At 68.7% G+C, this 15,486-nt stretch carries 17 protein-coding genes; 11 read left to right on the top strand and 6 right to left on the bottom strand.

The window, feature by feature from the left end:
* Positions 1 to 4 precede the first annotated feature (4 nt).
* The 8 genes from ACXJKJ_RS00360 to ACXJKJ_RS00325 all read left to right on the top strand — a co-directional run bounded on the left by ACXJKJ_RS00360 (position 5) and on the right by ACXJKJ_RS00325 (position 7,181).
* The gene (locus ACXJKJ_RS00360) at positions 5 to 298 is read left to right on the top strand and encodes a flagellar biosynthetic protein FliO (RefSeq protein WP_056201134.1); all 294 of its coding nucleotides are present in this window, start codon (positions 5 to 7) and stop codon (positions 296 to 298) included.
* On the top strand, positions 295 to 948 hold the full coding sequence (locus ACXJKJ_RS00355; protein ID WP_457352013.1) for a GNAT family N-acetyltransferase: 654 nt from the start codon (positions 295 to 297) through the stop codon (positions 946 to 948). Before ACXJKJ_RS00360 ends, ACXJKJ_RS00355 begins: the two co-directional genes overlap by 4 nt.
* On the top strand, positions 945 to 1,622 hold the full coding sequence (locus ACXJKJ_RS00350; protein WP_457352015.1) for a DUF6683 family protein: 678 nt from the start codon (positions 945 to 947) through the stop codon (positions 1,620 to 1,622). Before ACXJKJ_RS00355 ends, ACXJKJ_RS00350 begins: the two co-directional genes overlap by 4 nt.
* A gap of 224 nt (positions 1,623 to 1,846) precedes the next feature.
* On the top strand, positions 1,847 to 2,554 hold the full coding sequence (locus ACXJKJ_RS00345) for a hypothetical protein (RefSeq protein WP_157281888.1): 708 nt from the start codon (positions 1,847 to 1,849) through the stop codon (positions 2,552 to 2,554).
* A 74-nt stretch (positions 2,555 to 2,628) separates the two neighbouring features.
* The gene (locus ACXJKJ_RS00340) at positions 2,629 to 3,663 is read left to right on the top strand and encodes a TolB family protein (protein WP_457388437.1); all 1,035 of its coding nucleotides are present in this window, start codon (positions 2,629 to 2,631) and stop codon (positions 3,661 to 3,663) included.
* Positions 3,664 to 3,761: 98 nt separating this feature from the next.
* Positions 3,762 to 4,739, top strand: coding sequence for a TolB family protein (locus ACXJKJ_RS00335; RefSeq protein WP_457388436.1), 978 nt, complete (start codon positions 3,762 to 3,764; stop codon positions 4,737 to 4,739).
* A gap of 4 nt (positions 4,740 to 4,743) precedes the next feature.
* Positions 4,744 to 6,432 (top strand): hypothetical protein, encoded by a 1,689-nt coding sequence (locus ACXJKJ_RS00330; RefSeq protein WP_457388434.1) that lies wholly within the window; start codon positions 4,744 to 4,746, stop codon positions 6,430 to 6,432.
* A gap of 26 nt (positions 6,433 to 6,458) precedes the next feature.
* Positions 6,459 to 7,181: a DUF6683 family protein gene (locus ACXJKJ_RS00325; RefSeq protein ID WP_457388432.1), complete on the top strand. Its 723-nt coding sequence runs from the start codon at positions 6,459 to 6,461 to the stop codon at positions 7,179 to 7,181.
* A gap of 41 nt (positions 7,182 to 7,222) precedes the next feature.
* Here ACXJKJ_RS00325 and ACXJKJ_RS00320 read toward each other — a convergent pair whose 3' ends face one another.
* From ACXJKJ_RS00320 to ACXJKJ_RS00310, 3 genes are all read right to left on the bottom strand, one after another.
* Positions 7,223 to 7,876, bottom strand: a complete 654-nt coding sequence (locus ACXJKJ_RS00320) for a hypothetical protein (RefSeq protein ID WP_457388430.1) — start codon at positions 7,874 to 7,876, stop codon at positions 7,223 to 7,225.
* 64 nt (positions 7,877 to 7,940) lie between these two features.
* On the bottom strand, positions 7,941 to 9,038 hold the full coding sequence (locus tag ACXJKJ_RS00315; RefSeq protein WP_056201100.1) for a hypothetical protein: 1,098 nt from the start codon (positions 9,036 to 9,038) through the stop codon (positions 7,941 to 7,943).
* A gap of 12 nt (positions 9,039 to 9,050) precedes the next feature.
* Positions 9,051 to 9,821 (bottom strand): DUF1521 domain-containing protein, encoded by a 771-nt coding sequence (locus tag ACXJKJ_RS00310; protein ID WP_082532857.1) that lies wholly within the window; start codon positions 9,819 to 9,821, stop codon positions 9,051 to 9,053.
* A gap of 140 nt (positions 9,822 to 9,961) precedes the next feature.
* Here ACXJKJ_RS00310 and ACXJKJ_RS00305 point away from each other — a divergent pair, with 140 nt between their 5' ends.
* On the top strand, positions 9,962 to 10,483 hold the full coding sequence (locus tag ACXJKJ_RS00305) for a DUF1697 domain-containing protein (protein WP_056201097.1): 522 nt from the start codon (positions 9,962 to 9,964) through the stop codon (positions 10,481 to 10,483).
* A 1-nt stretch (position 10,484) separates the two neighbouring features.
* Here the strand turns inward: ACXJKJ_RS00305 and ACXJKJ_RS00300 are convergent, their stop codons facing one another.
* Complete coding sequence (locus ACXJKJ_RS00300) at positions 10,485 to 11,783, bottom strand: ABC transporter ATP-binding protein (RefSeq protein WP_056201365.1); 1,299 nt, start codon at positions 11,781 to 11,783, stop codon at positions 10,485 to 10,487.
* On the bottom strand, positions 11,780 to 13,507 hold the full coding sequence (locus ACXJKJ_RS00295; protein ID WP_457388428.1) for an ABC transporter permease: 1,728 nt from the start codon (positions 13,505 to 13,507) through the stop codon (positions 11,780 to 11,782). The genes ACXJKJ_RS00300 and ACXJKJ_RS00295 overlap by 4 nt, the downstream gene beginning before the upstream one ends.
* A 293-nt stretch (positions 13,508 to 13,800) precedes the next feature.
* On the opposite strand from ACXJKJ_RS00295, the gene ACXJKJ_RS00290 reads away from it, so the two are divergent.
* A complete protein-coding gene (locus tag ACXJKJ_RS00290) occupies positions 13,801 to 14,004 on the top strand; it encodes a hypothetical protein (protein WP_056201093.1) in 204 nt (67 codons plus the stop codon).
* A gap of 93 nt (positions 14,005 to 14,097) precedes the next feature.
* On the opposite strand, the gene ribA is transcribed toward ACXJKJ_RS00290, so the two are convergent.
* The gene (gene ribA / locus ACXJKJ_RS00285; RefSeq protein ID WP_056201090.1) at positions 14,098 to 14,703 is read right to left on the bottom strand and encodes a GTP cyclohydrolase II; all 606 of its coding nucleotides are present in this window, start codon (positions 14,701 to 14,703) and stop codon (positions 14,098 to 14,100) included.
* 87 nt (positions 14,704 to 14,790) lie between these two features.
* Here ribA and ACXJKJ_RS00280 point away from each other — a divergent pair, with 87 nt between their 5' ends.
* Complete coding sequence (locus tag ACXJKJ_RS00280; protein ID WP_457321111.1) at positions 14,791 to 15,486, top strand: dienelactone hydrolase family protein; 696 nt, start codon at positions 14,791 to 14,793, stop codon at positions 15,484 to 15,486.

Here is a 15,486-nt window from a genome sequence, read left to right as displayed (position 1 = left end):
TGCCATGCAGAACCTGATGCTCAACCTCGCCAGCACCGTGGCCGCCCTGGCCTTCGTGCTGCTGCTGGCCTGGTTGCTGATCCGCGGCTGGCGGCGCCTGCAGGGCCTGGGTGGGCGCAACCCGGCGGAGGACGGCGAGGCGCTGCGCTTCGTGCGCGCCCTGCCCGTTGGTGCGCGTGAGCGTGTGGTGCTGCTCGACCATGCCGGCGAGCGCTGGATGCTGGGCGTCACGGCGGGCGGCATCAATCTGCTGGCGCGCTGGCCGCAAGCCGACGCCAAGCTGGATCGCGAAGCATGACGGCCTTCTCCCATCGCTGCGACAAGCTGCTGCTGCGCGAATTCGTCGCGAGCGATGCGGCCGACATCCAGGGCCTGCATGCCGACCCGCGGGTGCGCGAGCTGCTGCCCGATGAACAGCCCCTGCACGAGGCACGTTGGGCCGCGGATTTCGCGGCCTGCCTGGCAGGCTTCTATCGCCGCCATCCTGGCCTGGGCATCTGGCGTTGCGCCGTGCCGCTGAGCGCTGCCGAGGAACAGTTCGCCGGCTGGTTCAGCCTCATGCCCCTGCAGGCAAGCCCTGACACCGTGCAGCTGGGTATCCGGCCTGGCGACGCTGAACTCGGCAGCCGCCTCAGGCCCGAACACTGGGGCAGCGGCCTGAGCCTCAGCGGCGGCGAAGTGCTGCTGCGCCATGCCTTCGAGACGCTGGCACTGCACACGGTCTGGGGCATCTGCCACCCTGAAAACCGCGGTGCCCGCGTCTGCCTGGAGGCATTGGGCTTCACGCCTCGCAGCCGCGCGCTCTACGAAGGCCAGCCTTCCGATTACCACGCCCTGGACGCAACGACCTGGTCGGCCGTCCAGACCCTCAGCCGCCGCGAACGCCTGCGTCAGACCCGGCGCGCCCTTGCGCGTTCCCACCGGCCTACTGCCCTCGCACTGCCATGACCACTTCCGCTTCACCCAACCCCTGGCAATCCGCCCTCGGCCATCGTCTGGCCCAGGCCCTGGAGCAGTCCCGGTTTGCGCACGCGCCGCAGGCCGATGCGGCCTCCGAGCTCGGCGCCACGCGCTGGCGCCTGCCCTCCCGCGTCGCCGAGCCCACGGGCGCAGCTGCGGCGCTCAGCGAAATGCTCGGCACCGGTGCCCAGGCCGGCCTGGTGACGCACTGCCTGCAGCACTACCGCAACCAGCTCGCACCGGGCCGCGCCGAGGACGACCTGGGCGTGGCCCTGGCCGCCTATCTGGGCGCATGCCGACAGGCCTTCGATCACGAGGCACTGAGCCCGCAGCGCTGGCAAGCCATCACCCAATGGGTCAAGGCCTGGGTCATCGATGAATTGCCGTGGGACGACGCACCGCTGCTGCAGCGGCAGGACGCCTTCGAGCGTCTGGCCGTGCTGACCGTGGCGTTAGGCGAATGGACGGTACAGGCCAGCCGCCAGGGCAGCGCTCATCAGGCGTCGGCCACCTGGATGGCCCGCAACAGCTTGGCGCGACAGCTCGGCCTGGATCTGCCCGCGCTGTGCGCCGTGCTGCGCAACCTGGACGGTGGGCCTGCCAACACGGCGGCGCGACCCGCTGCCGCCGTGTTGGCAGGCCCGGACTGCGGCCAACCCTAGCGCGGTTGGCGCAGAAATAGGAGCAGCCGCATATAGGCAGCAGGGGCCCGACCCCGTTTAATGAAACCCGTCAACGCCGCAGAGTTTGATCTGAAAACCTTGCCGACAAGACACGCAGCGAGTCCGGTGTTTTCTCAGTCGCCACCGAATTCAGATGCCTCGAATGTCAATCAATCACTGCGGCAGCTTCTGCCGCGAAACCTAAATCTTTTTTGGAGATCAACATGGGATCAGCAGTTAGCAGCATCTTCGGCGGCGGTGGCTCGGGTGGCATCCTGGGCGCCGTGGGCGGCATCGTCGGCGGCATCTTCGGCGGCCCCATCGGCGCCATGATCGGCCAGGCCATCGGCGGCATGCTGCAGCAAGCCATCGGCAGCGGCGCCAACAGTGCCGTCGACACCCTGGTCAAGGAACACGGCATGCCCAAGTTCCTGGGCGAAGAAGTCAAGTCGACCATCGGCCAGGTCATCAACCAACTGACCTCGCAAAGCCAGCAAGGCGTTTCGCACGAAGCGCAAGGTGCGGCCCAGCAAAACTTCGGCGGCGCCGTCAAGCAGTGGGAGTCCGACTTCTCCAACCAGATCGTGCAAGGCGTGCTCGACCAGCTGCGCTCGCAAGGCACCGGCAGCTCCAAGGGCAGCAAGCCCAGCGGTGGCGGCTGGCTGCAGGCCATCGCCTCCGTCATGGGCTCGGCCCTGGGCGCCAAGGCCAAGGAGATGGTCAATCTGTCGCAACAGATCAACGACGCCTCTGCCGCCAAGTCCGCCGCCAAGTCCGGCTCCGAAGAGCAGAGCAAGCAGGCCGACGAGTTCAACAAGCTGATGACCCAGTTCCAGGCCACCAGCCAGGAATACAACTACCTGAACAGCGTCTTCACGACGGCGCTGAAGGGTCTGGGCGAAGCGCTGGGCACGATGGCTCGCAAGCAATAAGCCGCAACCTGAGAAAACAAGAGGAGGGGCATCGCCCCTCCCTTTTGCATTTCAACTTTCAGTTCCTGCCCAAGATGAAAAACTTCAGTCGCCTTGCTTTGACGGTTCTGGCGTGCCTCGGTGCGGTCAGTGGATGTGGCGGCGGCGGCGGTGGCGGGGACGAAGCCACGCCGACGACCCCGCCCGTCGTTCCCACGCCCGATCCGCCGACCACGCTGACGGGCAATATCTGGCATTCCTTCAGCGACCTCGGCAATCCGGCGGGAACTTTCGTCATGAATCCCAACACCGGGGTCTCGACAGCCGTCCAATCCGAGAAGTGGGGCGTGCCTTCGCCCGATGGCAGTCGCTTCATCAGCAACGACTACACCTCACAGGGCTCCAGCGGCGAGACCCGCCTCACGGTGCGCAAGACCGACGACAAGAGCCTGGTCGTGGACCAGGTCGTTGACGGCTACATCGCCCGCCTTGCGCCGTCGCCGCTGGCCACCAACCAGGTCCTGGCCTACTGGGGCGAGACAACCGCCGCGCCCAGGGCCGCCGTGGTCTGGGACTTCAGCGCGCAGAAGGTGCTTTTCGCCACGCCGCTGAGCAAGACGCCGGACGCCGTCGCCTGGATGCCTGACGGCACCCTGCTGCGCGTGCAGCCCTCGGGCGGCGTCAGCAAGGTCACGCCGGGTGGCAGCGAGCAGCAGGTCGCCACCGTCAGCTGGCCAGAATCGCGGCTGCCGCAGGCGGTCTATGTCAGCCCCGACGGCAGCAAGGCCCTGGTGCAGCTCGCGGCGCTGCGCAGCACCGGCACGGTCAGCGGCGTGGACCTGTGGATGATGGATGCCAACGGCGCCAACCTGAAGCGCTTCACGAACAACGGCTTGATCGCCGAGGCCTACTGGTCGCCCGACAGCAAGTTCGTGGCCTTCACCAAGGACACCGGCGTGACCTGCACCGACGCCACCTGCCAGGGCAGCTGCACGGTCTGGTATGCCCCCGCCTCGGCGACGGACGTGGTGGCCGTGGATGCATCCGGCGATGCCAAGAAATTCCCGGCGAAGCGGCCCGACGGGTCGATGACCGATCTGCGCTGCCCGGTCATGGCCTGGACGCGTTAGGGATTTGTGGCTGGTGCGCGGCGAGCTCCAATGCCATTGCACCCGTAACGACAGGCGATTCTTGGAGTCGCCTGTTCCATTTGGAGCCCTCGCCCCCGATGCCTGAGAACCGTCGTCGTTTCGCCGCCGCGCTGGCCTGCCTGGGCGCCGTCATGGCCGCGCAGGCTGCCGCTGCACTGCCAGGCACGGTCTGGCATTCATTCAGCGACCTCAGCAACCCGCAGGGCACGTTCGCGCTGAATCCCAACTCCGGCGCTGCCACCATGGTGGACAACGCGAAGTGGCGCTCGCCCTGGCCTGACGGCAGCCGCTTCATCCAGCGGGACCACAGCTCGCAGGGCGCCGGCGGCGACGAAACCCACCTGACGGTGCGCAGGACCAGCGACCGCAGTGTGCTGATGGACCAGGTCGTCGACGGCTATGTAGCGGACGGCGTTCGCCCCTCGCCGCTGGGCAGCAACCAGATCCTGGCGTCGTGGGGCAAGACGGTCTTTGCACCGCGTGCTGCCATCGTCTACGACCTCGACTCGCGCCGGCTGCTGTACGCCACGCAACCGAGCAAGACACCCGACGCGCTGTCGTGGATGCCCGATGGCTCGCTGCTGCGCGTGCAGCCCTCGGGCGACATCAGCCGGGTCTTGCCGGGCCGCGGCGAGCAACGTGTCGCCACCGTGCGCTGGCCCGAGGCGCGCGTGCCCGAGGCGGTGTATGTCAGCCCCGATGGCAGCAAGGCTCTCGTGCAGCTGGCGGCGATGCGCGACACGGGTTCGATCGCCGGCGTCGATCTGTGGATGATGAACGTCGACGGCTCCAACCTGCGCCGATTCACCAGGAACGACCTGATCGCCGGCGCGGTCTGGTCGCCGGACAGCCGCTATGTGGCGTTTGCCAAGGACACCGGCGTGTCCTGCACCGCCGCCACCTGCCGCGGCAGCTGCACGGTCTGGTACGCCGAGGCTACTGCGTCCAACGTGGTGGCCGTGCCGCCCTCGGGCGACGCCCGGCAGTTCCCGTTGAAACGGCCCGATGGCTCGACAACGACCGTCGGCTGCCCGCTCGCGGCCTGGACGCGCTGAAGGCATGCCCTTGATCGCTGCTCGGCCGGCGCTGGCCGCCGCCGCCGTGTTGCTGATGGCCGGCACCGCGCAGTCGGCGCCCGACGAACGCTCGCTGGCCAGCGATCCCGCGGCGGTGCAGCAACTCGTCGAAGCCGTCAGCCTGGACGTGATGTCCGAAGCCACGCTGGGCGCCTGCGAGGACATGGGCGTGGCGTCGGCTGCGCCGATGCGCGACGCCTGGGTGGCCTGGCGCGAGCGGCACCAGCTGGCCCCGCTGCGCATGGTCGTGGCCCGCATGCAGCAGCGCAGCAGCAGCATCCCGTCGTTCACGCGCCTGACCGAGCCCATGCGCGAGCGGGTGCTGAACGACCCCTCTCCCGAGCAGGCCTGCGCGGCGTTGGCGCGCGACTGGCAATCGCCGGCCATGGATGTGGGCACGCTGTATCCGCAGGCCCGTGCCGTGGCACTGGCGCTGGTGAAAGCCAACCTGGTGGCTCCCCCCGGCCCGCTGGCGATCGCGCCCGAGGCGGCCCGGGGCCAGTTCCTGCTGCCCAGCCAGATCCCCGCGCTCACGGTGCAGCGAGGCCACTGGCTGGTGATCTCCGAGGAGGAGGCGCAACGCAAGCTCGGCGTTGTCTATGTCAAGGGCCGCGTGGCGCGCGAGATCGACCGCCCGACGCATTTCTTCCTGGTGCAGCAGCAGGGCGACCGGCATGTGGAGCAGCGCATCCACCTGAAGTTCGACGCCGAGCCCTGGGTGGGCCGCGAGGTGGTGCTGCGCGGTGTCGTCACGTCGCTGAACGACAACTCCCTGGACCTGGCCGACGCGGCCCTGGTCGCCAACCCGGCGGGGCTGACGCCGTCGCCGCTGCCGCAGGCGCCGATGCTGCGCAGACGGGCGGTGCTGCAGCGCGTGACGACGCTGCCGGGCCGCGGCCTGGCGGAGAAGGACCTGGCGGCCGTGGTCATCCACGGCGAGAGCAACTTCAATGGCGGCACGCGCTGGGAAGAGGATGTGCGCTTCCTGCTGCGTGACGGCACGGTCTACCACCGCACCGAGATGCCGCCCGACCAGCTCAACGTTGTCGCGTCGCGCCAGCTGGAGCCGCAGCGCTGGGGCCGCTGGCGCGCCAGCGGCAAGGTTGATGTCAGCCCCCAGGGCCGAGCCGTGCCCGGCCCTACGTGCCCTTGCGAAATGCAGCCGCAGGACGATGACGGCCGCCCCGCGGGCGCCTGGCAGGCCGAGAAGCATCACGCCGTGCGGCCCTGGCCCAAGGACACGCGGCTGGAGGGATCCTTCACCCGCGGCACGTTCACCGGCAGCCTGGTCCTTGGCGGCAGGTCGTCCAGCACCACGTTGCGCTTCATGCGCGACGGCCGCTTCGAGCGCAGCTACAGCGCGCTGTCCAGCACCGGCACGCTGGCCGCGACGCTCAACAACACGGTCATTGCCGGCTCGGCCCATGGCGATGGCAAGGGCAGCAGCAGCACCGGCGGCGGCACGGTGGGCACGCCCTTTGGCACGGCGGGCGCGGTGAGCTCGCGCAAGCAGGACGACGGCGCCGGCCGCCGCGGCCGCTACCAGCTCAGCGGCTTCGTCCTCACCCTCGACTACGACGACGGCCACCAGCAGCGCCTGCTCAGCTTTCCCGTGCACGACGACAACAAGACCGTCTACGTGGGCAGCGGCAGCCTCGTCCTCGACAAATGACCCCGACCTTTCCACTGGAGTTTCAAATGCCCCGACTGCGATCCCTTGTTCTTCGTCTGGCCTTGGCGGCCCTGGTCGGCGCTGCCGGCGCGGCCACCGCTCAGGTCGCCCCCTCGATCAGCCTGGCTGAGCAGATGCGCACCATGCTCGCCAAGCCCGGTGCGGGTGGCGGCGCGGCACCCGCCGCTCCGGTGTTCAGCGCGGCGCCCGCAGTCACCTCGGCCAGTGCGCTGGCCGCCCTCAACGCGCCCCTCGTCACCAACGGGCCGGCGCAGGTGCGCCAGTCGGCCACCGAGCTGGCGCAGCGCTTCCCCGCGGCGCATCGCGGCGCCATGACCAAGGCGTATGAGGAGTCCTTCGTCTTCTGGCAGAAGCTCGAGACCCAGCTCGGCCTGACGCCCAATGACGCCGCGGCCGGCGTGGCGGCCTTCATCGCCGGCAACTACACCGCCTTCATGCAGCAGCCCGTGCCCGACGAGCACTTCAAGTCCCTGGTGCTGCAGATGCAACGCATGCTGGGCCAGAACGCCGCCTTCACCCAGAGCAGCCCGGCCGCCAAGCGCGCGATGTTCGAGCAGCTGGCCATGGTGGGCACCTTCATGGTGGTCTACCGCGAGCACCTCAACAGCAAGCCCAACCCCAACGAGGAGGTCAATTTCCGCAATGCGGCCAAGGCCAACCTCGAGGCGGCGTTGGGGCTCGGGGTGGAGCGCATCCAGATCGGGCCGCAAGGGCTGGTGGCGCGCTGAGGAAGGGCGGCTCAGCAGGCATGCCGCCACGGCGGCCGGCCTCAGGTGTCGTGATAGCCGCCGGCGATCGCGTCGGCCACGGTCCGGGTCCAGGAGTCCAGGTAGACGAAATCCGGCGAGTCGGGGAAACGGTGGGCCGCGAAGAGCAGGGCCTCCAGGTCCAGCACGGCCTCACGGGCCTGCGGCGTCGGGTGCTTCAGATCGGCCAGCAGCACGATGCGGCGCGCCGTGGCCATGTTGTCGGCCAGGTCGATGGCGTCCATGTTCAGGCCCCAGTGCCAGTCGCCATTGGCGTGGCGGATCGCCTCGCCCAGGCTCACGCCCAGGTCGCCCAGCAGGCTGTTGACGATGAAGGGGCCGCTGCGCTGGCAGTCCGGCCAGGGCTTGTGCTGAGGCAGGCTGGCGAAGGCGGGCAGCTGCGGCCAATGCGCCTTGGCCCAGGCGTTCAAGGCCTTGGCATAGACCACGCCTTGCAGTGCCTGCGGATCGGGCCCTTCATGCGCCAGCAGCCAGTCGCGCAGCAGGCGTTGGCGCTCGTTCAGCGTGGCCTGGAAGTAGGCCCAGTTGGCCTGGGCCTGGCTCTCGTTCAGCGCACGGCCGGAGCCGGGGTGAGGCAGCTCATAGGCGGGGTAGTCGCTCAGGTCCCAGGTGGACGCTTTAGTGCCGGCAAGCCAGCGCTGGATCAGATTCGGCATGGTCAGCAAGCGCGAAATAAAAATGGACGGCCTCGAGAGGCCGTCCATTCGGAACAAGCCCGGTTCAGAACCAGCCTTTTACCGTATCGAAGATGCCACGGCCGCCAGCATCGCCAGCGATGGCGCCGCCAATGCCGCCGATGATGCCGCCAACCACCGTGCCCACGCCGGGGAAGATGGCCGTGCCGATGGTCGCGCCCAGGGCCGCACCACCCCAGCCACCCAGGGCGCCGCCGGCCACGCCTGAGGCGGTGCGCCCGGTGTTCTCGCCGATGCGGTTGCCGTCGGCCTGGTAGGCCTGGCCGAGCGAAATGGCATCCAGCACGACGCCGACGGGCCGGGCGACCTTGCCCACGCCTTCCAGCAGCTGGCCGGCGCCGCGCAGGCCACGGTTGACCTTCAGGGCCTCGACATCGCGCGCCACCTGGCCACGGATGTCGCTGTCCAGCGCCGTGCGGCCCACCTTGGACTCGACGTCGATGCGCTGGCGCATGCGCGGGTCCGTCGCCGGGGGCTCGGCCACCACGTCCACCACGCGCGCGCCGTTCTGCACCGGCACCTCGGTGCGCACCTGGGCGCCCGCGGCGCGCCAGCGGTCGGCAATCGCGTCGCGAGCCAGCGCGCCGTTGGTGTTGTTGGCCACCGGCGAAGCGATGCCCGAGGTGCGGCCCAGCGAACCGGGCGGCGGTGCATGCACGGTCTGGCCGACCTGGATGCCGTTGCTGGTCAGCAGCTCGGTCAGGCCGCGCGTGAAACCGCCCTTGCCCGTCCAGGCGCTGGTCGTCGCTTCCCATCGCTTGATCAGGATGGGGTTGTCGATCAGCAGCTTGCTGCCTTGCTGCAGCATGCCCTGGCCGGCCGCCCAGAGGCCGCCGGGTGCATGGTCGGGCAGCAGGCTCTGGCGCGCGGCCTGCAACACATCCTGGTTGTAGTGAGCCACGTCACCGGGGTGCCCCGAGGCCAGCAGGTGCTGCTCGATGGCGGCATGCGCCGACTCGGCGGCCTGCGGGTCGCTCTTGCGCGCGTCGACCACCCAGGTCGCCAGGCGCTGGGTGTCGACGACGCCGGTACGTGGGTCGGTCGCCCGGCTGACGACCTCCGCTGCGGGATCGCGGGCGACCGGCGTCTGCCGGCCGCTCGAAACTGCATCAACTGCAAGCATGGCGGCCTCCGCTCAGAAGTCCAGGCGCATCACGGTCAGCGAGAACCGGTGGGCGTCGCGCGTCGAGTGCGAACGGCTTTCGCCGGCATCCGACAGCGAGCCCAGGAAGGCGCCACTCAGCGACGCCGACAGCAGGCCACTGAACAGGCTGAGGGCGTTGCGCAGGAAATCGCTGCCGCGCTGTTGCGTGGCTGGGTCCAGGCCCGGGTTCAGCTGCAGGTCGGTCTTGTTCATGTAGGCCTGGTCGACCTTGTGGATGTCACCGTTGGCGTCCACGCCCAGGAAGCCGGCGCCGGCCGGGTTTTCCTGAAGCACATTGCCGTCCTTGTGGGTCCAGTCAAGCACGGCGCCCCAGCCGGCGGCCTCGTCGATCTTGAGATCGCCGACCTTGTTGGTGTCCACGCCGCTGATCTCGACGCCGTAGTCGCCGTTCGTGATGGCGACCTTGCTCGCGAGGGTCATGCCGTTGCCGGCATTCCAGGGCGTGGTCTCGATGGTGACCTTGGTGCCGTCCTCGAGCTTGAAGGTCGTGGTGCCGTAGAAGTCGAAGGCATGCTTGCCGTCGATGTTGACGTGCGGGTCGCCCCAGATGTTGTAGGTCTCGCCGGTCTTCTTGTTGAAGATGTTGACGGTGTTGTTGTCACCGGCGGTGATGCGGTAGTTGTCGTTCTCGAACACGGCCTGGCCACCCTTCATCTGGGTGCTGGCGTGGGTCGGGTTGGTGTTCGGGACGGAGGATGTGGCGGTCAGCGAGGTGCTGCTGGCCGTCTGGATGGTGGTCATGGCGCGTTCTCCTCAGGGGTGTGTCTCAGTCGCGTTGCCATTGCATTCGGACTCGGCCAGGCCCGCTAGCTGCGGCCGCCCGCAATTCGGGGCAGCCGCAGCTAGGGTTGGCCGCAAGCGCGGGGTCATACTTCGCACCCATGCCTCGTTATGTCGCCCTGCTTCGCGGCGTCAGCCCGATGAACGCCAAGATGCCCGACCTCAAGCGCTGCTTCGAGGAGGCGGGTTTCACCGACGTGAAGACGCTGCTGAGCAGCGGCAACGTCGTGTTCTCAACGCCCCGCTCCGCCGCCATCGCGACGCTGCAGAAACGCGCCGAGAAGGCCATGCTGGACGGCCAGGGCTACAGCTTCGCCACCACCGTGCGGTCGACGGCCCATCTGCAGCAGCTGATCAAGGCCGATCCCTTCGCCGCCTTCAAGCTCAAGCCCGGGTCCAAGCGCGTCGTCACCTTCCTGCGCGAGCCGCTTGCCGAGAGCCCCGTCGAGCTGCCGGTGACGCACGGCGAAGCCTGCATCCTGGGCCTGGACGGCGGCGAGGTGTTCTGCAGCTATGTGCCCGAGGCCAAGGGGCCGGTCTTCATGCACCTGCTGGAGAAGACCTTCGGCAAGACCATCACGACACGCACCTGGGACACCGTGGCCAAGTGCGCCGCGGCCTGAGTCAGTCCTCGCCCGACTCGGGCAGGTGAATCAGGCCGGTGTGGAAGTCGTACTCGAAGACCTCGCCATAGCGCGCCCACTCGATGGCCACGCGCAGCACGCGCTCGGCCTCGGCGGCGTCCATGCTGTCCATCAGCAGCTTCAGGAAGGGCTCCTCCTTCAGCTCGCCGTGGGCTTCCTGCTCCAGGCTGGCGCGGATGAAGGTGGCCAGCGGTACATGCGCGAGCAGCTGCTGGCCGAAGATCTCGCGGCGGAACTCGTGGCCGCCTTCGACATAGCGCTGGCCCAGCGGCGTGACGATGAGGTCGCCGCCACTGAGCTGGGCCAGGCCCAGGCGGTGCAGCGCGTCGGCCAGCGGCAGCATGGCCTCGTCGGTGAGTTCGCTCTCCTCGGCCAGCTGGGGCAGGTCGGCGCGGCCATTGAAGCGTTCGTCGGCCAGCAGCTCCAGCAGGCTCTCCATGCGGCCGACGTCGGCTTCGGGCAGGCGGTCGCTGAGATGCGGCTTGGGCGCCTCCTCGACGGTGCCGGCCACGTGAGTGGCGCTCGTCATCAGCCGGTAGACCTCGTCGATGAGCAGGCGCACTTCGGGGCTGTCGGCGCGGCGCGGGCGCGGCAGCGTGATAGGCAGCTCGGCGCGCACGCGGCCCGGGTTGCTGGCGAAGATCAGCACGCGGTCGGCCATCATGACGGCCTCCTCGATGTTGTGCGACACGACGAGCATGGCCTGCGTGGGCATCTGGCCGCCGTCCCAGAGGTCGAGGATCTCGTTGCGCAGGCGCTCGCCGGTCAGCACGTCCAGGGCCGAGAAGGCCTCGTCCATCAGCAGCACGGCCGGCTGCATGACCAGGGCCCGCGCCATGCCCACGCGCTGGCGCATGCCGCCTGACAGCTCGCGCGGCAGGGCGCCCTCGAAGCCGGCCAGGCCGATCAGCTCGATGGCTTCGTTCGCGCGGCGCTCACGTTCCGCCGCCGGCACGCCGGCCGCCTCCAGCCCGAGCTCGACGTTCTGCCGAACGGTGAGCCAAGGGAACAGCGCAAAGCTCTGGAACACCATCGCGATGCCGGCCGCCGGCCCGAACAGTGGCTGGCCGCCGTAGCGCACGTCGCCAGCGTCCGCGGGGATCAGCCCGGCCATGATGCGCAGCAGCGTGCTCTTGCCCGAGCCGCTCTGGCCCAGTAGCGCGACGATCTCGCCCTTGTCGAGGCGAAAGTCCACGCCCTCCAGCACCGAGCGCAGGCTGCCGTCGTTGGACTTGAAGCCCTTGGCGACGCCCTTCAGTTCGATCAACGTCGTCATCAGAAATGCATCCTTTCCTCGGCGATACGGTAGAGACGCCGCCAGACCCAGTGGTTCATCGCCATGACGAAGACGCACATGACGCCGATGCCTAAAGCGATGCGCGGGAAGTCGCCCGCCGTCGTCATCTGCTGGATGTAGCTGCCCAGGCCTTGGGCCTGCAGGTGGGTGTCGCCCCAGCTCACGTACTCGGCCACGATGCTGGCGTTCCAGGAGCCGCCGCTGGCCGTGATGGCGCCGGTGACGAAGCTCGGGAAGATGGCCGGCAGCAGATAGCGCCGCCAGGCCAGCCAGCCCTTGAGCCCCAGGTTCTTGGCGGCCAGGCGCAACTCGGTCGGGATGGTCGACGCGCCGGCCACGACGTTGAAAAGCAGATACCACTGCGTGCCCAGGATGATGAGGGGCGACAACCAGAGGTCGGGGTCGAGCCTGTACTTGACGATGACGAGGACGGCGACCGGGAAGACCAGATTGGACGGGAAGGCCGCGAGGAACTGCGCCACCGCCTGCACGCGGCCGGCGATGCGCGGGTTCAGGCCTATCCACACGCCGATGGGCACCCAGATCAGCGACGCCACGGCGATCAGCGCGAGCACGCGCGCCAGCGTGTACAGGCCCAGCTTGAACACATGCGCCGCCTCGCCCCAGCCCACCTCGGTGTGGATGAAGCTGACCAGACGCCAGACGGCGAACAGCACCAGGGCGGCCAGCAGCGCGTCCCAGGCGCGGGCCCACAGCGGGTTCGGATCTTCAGGCCGCGCGCGGATGGAGCGGCCGTCGTAGCTCTTCTTCAGCGGCGCGAAACTGGCCGTGATCCAGCGCCCCGGCCATTGCCCCAGGCGCTGCAGCAGCTGGGTGCGGCGCAGCCAGGTCAGCAGCCAGGACTGGGGCGCCTGCTCGCTGCTGCCTTCCTCGAAGCGGAAGCGGTCGGCCCAGGCCAAGAGCGGGCGGAAGAACAGCTGGTCGTACAGCAGGATGCCGACCAGCATGCCGACGATGGCCCAGCCGATGGCGCCGAGGTCGCGCGCCTCGATGGCCACGGCGATGTAGGAGCCCACGCCCGGCAGCTTGATGTCCTGGCCGGCCACCGAGATGGCTTCCGACGCGACGACGAAGAACCAGCCGCCGCTCATGCTCATCATCATGTTCCACAGCAGGTTGGGCATGGCGAAGGGCAGCTCCAGCCGCCAGAAGCGCTGCCAGCCCGACAGCTGGAAGATGCGCGCCGCCTCCTGCAGCTCGCCCGGCACCGTGCGCAGCGACTGGTAGAGGCTGAAGGCCATGTTCCAGGCCTGGCTCGTGAAGATGGCGAACAGGGCTGCCAGCTCCACGCCCAGCAGGTTGCCCGGGAACAGCGCGATGAAGGGCGCGACGGCAATGGCCTGGAAACCCAGGATGGGGATGGATTGCAGGATGTCCAGCAGCGGCACCAGCACCTTCTCTGCCGCACGCACCTTGGCCGCCAGCACCGCGAACACGCAGGCGAACACCACCGAGGCGGCCAGCGCCAGGAACATGCGCAGCGTCGTGCGCAGCAGGTAATAGGGCAGGTAGGCGACGTCCAGGCTCAGCGGCAGCGGCTCGCCGACGTGGAAGGGTCGGGCCATCGCCGCCGCGGCCATCGCGAGCAGCACCAGCACCGCCAGGACGAGGGGCAGCAGCGCCCAATCCCAACGATTGAACGCGGCCTCGACGGCGGGGCGGGGGAAGAAGCGACGGTCGGACATGGTGGCGGGCGAACAGGACCGCGCAGCCTAGTCCGGGCACGTAAGGCGGGTGTGAAGCGCGCCGCCCCGGAGCTTGCGCCCAGCTTGCAGCGCTGCGCCGAAGAACTACGACTGGTTGCAGCTCTGGCGGCTTGAATCTGCCTTGTCGCCTAACGGCACAACTCGTCTCCCCGGCTTGCGACTTGACGATGTATCCGGCGCCTTCTCCTACAGGGATCTTTTGCCTGCGGCCTAAGGTTGTTGACGCGGCGGCGCAATGGGGTGCCGCCCAGGCTCACAGTGAAGGAACAGCCATGTCCAACCAGCAACGCCAATCCGGCAAGCAGCAGCCCGAAAGCGGTCAGAACATCCAGCAGGGTGGTCAGAGCCGTGACCAGAGCCCTGGCCAGCAAAGCCAGGCCGGTGGCGGCAGCCAGACGCCCCAGCAAGGGGGTGGCTCTGCCGGTCGCGACCAGCAAAGCAAGCCCAGCAACCAGCAGGGTTCCAAGAACCGCTGACTGCGCAAGGGGCTGAGGGCGCGGCGCCGTGAGGTGCCACCGGCGCCTTAGCCCGTCGACCGACCAGGCCCTCTGCCGCGCAGGGGGCCTGCCTTATTCGAAGAGGTGGCCGAGGTCATGGTGACCCATGGATTCGGCCTTGGTGCGCAGGTATTTCTCGTTGTCGGGGCCCGGCTCCGTCAACGAGGCTTCGCGTTCGACGACGTCGATGCCGAACTCGGCCAGGGCGGCCATCTTCAGCGGGTTGTTGGTCAGCAGCCGGATGCGCTGCACGCCCAGGGACCGCAGCATGCAGGCGGCGGCGTCGTAGCGGCGTGAGTCGATGGGCAGGCCCAGCTGGGCATTGGCCTGGATGGTGTCGGCGCCGGCATCCTGCTCGGCATAGGCGCGCAGCTTCTGCACCAGGCCGATGCCGCGCCCCTCGTGGCCGCGCATGTAGACGATGGCGCCGCGGCCCAGGTCGGCGATGCGCTTCATGGCGCTTTGCAGTTGCGGCCGGCAGTCGCAGCGCAGCGAGCCGAAGACTTCGCCGGTCATGCATTCGGAGTGCACGCGCACCAGCGGCGGCTCGTCACCGGTCAGCTCACCCAGGCTCAGCACGACATGCTCCTGCCCGCTGTCGTCCTCACGGAAGCCGTGAATGACGAACTCGCCATAGGGCGTTGGCAGGCGGGTGGAGACGATGCGTTCGATCTTCATGGTGTGGGGCTTCAAGGGGGCATTCTCGCCGCCCCGGGGAAAACCCCGTGTCGCGCAGGTTAGGCTGCCGCTTTTCAGGAGACACGCATGGCCCAGACCGTTCAGTTCAAGCGCCCCGATGGCGCCCCTGTGTCCGGCTATCTCGCCGAGGCCGCCCAGCCTCTCGGCGCCGTCGTCGTCATCCAGGAGTGGTGGGGCCTGAACGACCAGATCCGTGGCGTGGCTGATCGCTTTGCGCTGGCCGGCTTCACGGCGCTGGTGCCTGACCTCTACCGCGGCAAGAGCACCGTCGAGGCCGAGGAAGCCGGCCATCTGATGACGGACCTGAACTTTGGCGACGCCGCCTCGCAGGACGTGCGCGGCGCGGTGCACTACCTCAAGGACCTGAAGCTGGGCAGCGGCAAGGTCGGCGTGACCGGCTATTGCATGGGCGGCGCGCTGACCGTGCTGGCCGCGACGATGGTGCCCGAGGCCGACGCCGCCGTGATCTGGTACGGCATGCCGCCGCTGGAATATGTGGACGCCAGCAAGATCAAGATGCCGCTGCAGGCCCATTGGGCCACGCAAGATGAATCCTTCCCGATTGCCGGCGTGGACGGCCTGGAAGCGAAGTTCGCCGAGGTCGGTGTGCGCTACGAAGGCCACCGCTATCTGGCCCACCATGCCTTTGCCAACGAGACGGCACAGGGGCCGGGGCGCATTGCCAAGACGCAGTACGACGCGGTGTGGGCGCAGCAGGCGTGGGACCGGGCGATGCGGTTCTTTGGCAAGCACCTGGGCTGA

The sequence above is a fragment of the Roseateles sp. P5_E1 genome, from assembly GCF_054049335.1.
Note: the sequence above shows the minus strand (reverse complement) of the source record. Positions and strands in the feature narration are given on the sequence as shown.

Coding starts and splice junctions, on each gene's coding strand:
- ACXJKJ_RS00315 (WP_056201100.1), bottom strand. CDS start 9,038: ATGCTTGCAGTTGATGCAGTTTCGAGCGGCCGGCAGACGCCGGTCGCC.
- ACXJKJ_RS00360 (WP_056201134.1), top strand. CDS start 5: ATGCAGAACCTGATGCTCAACCTCGCCAGCACCGTGGCCGCCCTGGCC.
- ACXJKJ_RS00295 (WP_457388428.1), bottom strand. CDS start 13,507: ATGTCCGACCGTCGCTTCTTCCCCCGCCCCGCCGTCGAGGCCGCGTTC.
- ACXJKJ_RS00330 (WP_457388434.1), top strand. CDS start 4,744: ATGCCCTTGATCGCTGCTCGGCCGGCGCTGGCCGCCGCCGCCGTGTTG.
- ACXJKJ_RS00350 (WP_457352015.1), top strand. CDS start 945: ATGACCACTTCCGCTTCACCCAACCCCTGGCAATCCGCCCTCGGCCAT.
- ACXJKJ_RS00325 (WP_457388432.1), top strand. CDS start 6,459: ATGCCCCGACTGCGATCCCTTGTTCTTCGTCTGGCCTTGGCGGCCCTG.
- ACXJKJ_RS00345 (WP_157281888.1), top strand. CDS start 1,847: ATGGGATCAGCAGTTAGCAGCATCTTCGGCGGCGGTGGCTCGGGTGGC.
- ACXJKJ_RS00335 (WP_457388436.1), top strand. CDS start 3,762: ATGCCTGAGAACCGTCGTCGTTTCGCCGCCGCGCTGGCCTGCCTGGGC.
- ACXJKJ_RS00320 (WP_457388430.1), bottom strand. CDS start 7,876: ATGCCGAATCTGATCCAGCGCTGGCTTGCCGGCACTAAAGCGTCCACC.
- ACXJKJ_RS00310 (WP_082532857.1), bottom strand. CDS start 9,821: ATGACCACCATCCAGACGGCCAGCAGCACCTCGCTGACCGCCACATCC.
- ACXJKJ_RS00355 (WP_457352013.1), top strand. CDS start 295: ATGACGGCCTTCTCCCATCGCTGCGACAAGCTGCTGCTGCGCGAATTC.
- ribA (WP_056201090.1), bottom strand. CDS start 14,703: ATGAAGATCGAACGCATCGTCTCCACCCGCCTGCCAACGCCCTATGGC.
- ACXJKJ_RS00290 (WP_056201093.1), top strand. CDS start 13,801: ATGTCCAACCAGCAACGCCAATCCGGCAAGCAGCAGCCCGAAAGCGGT.
- ACXJKJ_RS00340 (WP_457388437.1), top strand. CDS start 2,629: ATGAAAAACTTCAGTCGCCTTGCTTTGACGGTTCTGGCGTGCCTCGGT.
- ACXJKJ_RS00280 (WP_457321111.1), top strand. CDS start 14,791: ATGGCCCAGACCGTTCAGTTCAAGCGCCCCGATGGCGCCCCTGTGTCC.
- ACXJKJ_RS00305 (WP_056201097.1), top strand. CDS start 9,962: ATGCCTCGTTATGTCGCCCTGCTTCGCGGCGTCAGCCCGATGAACGCC.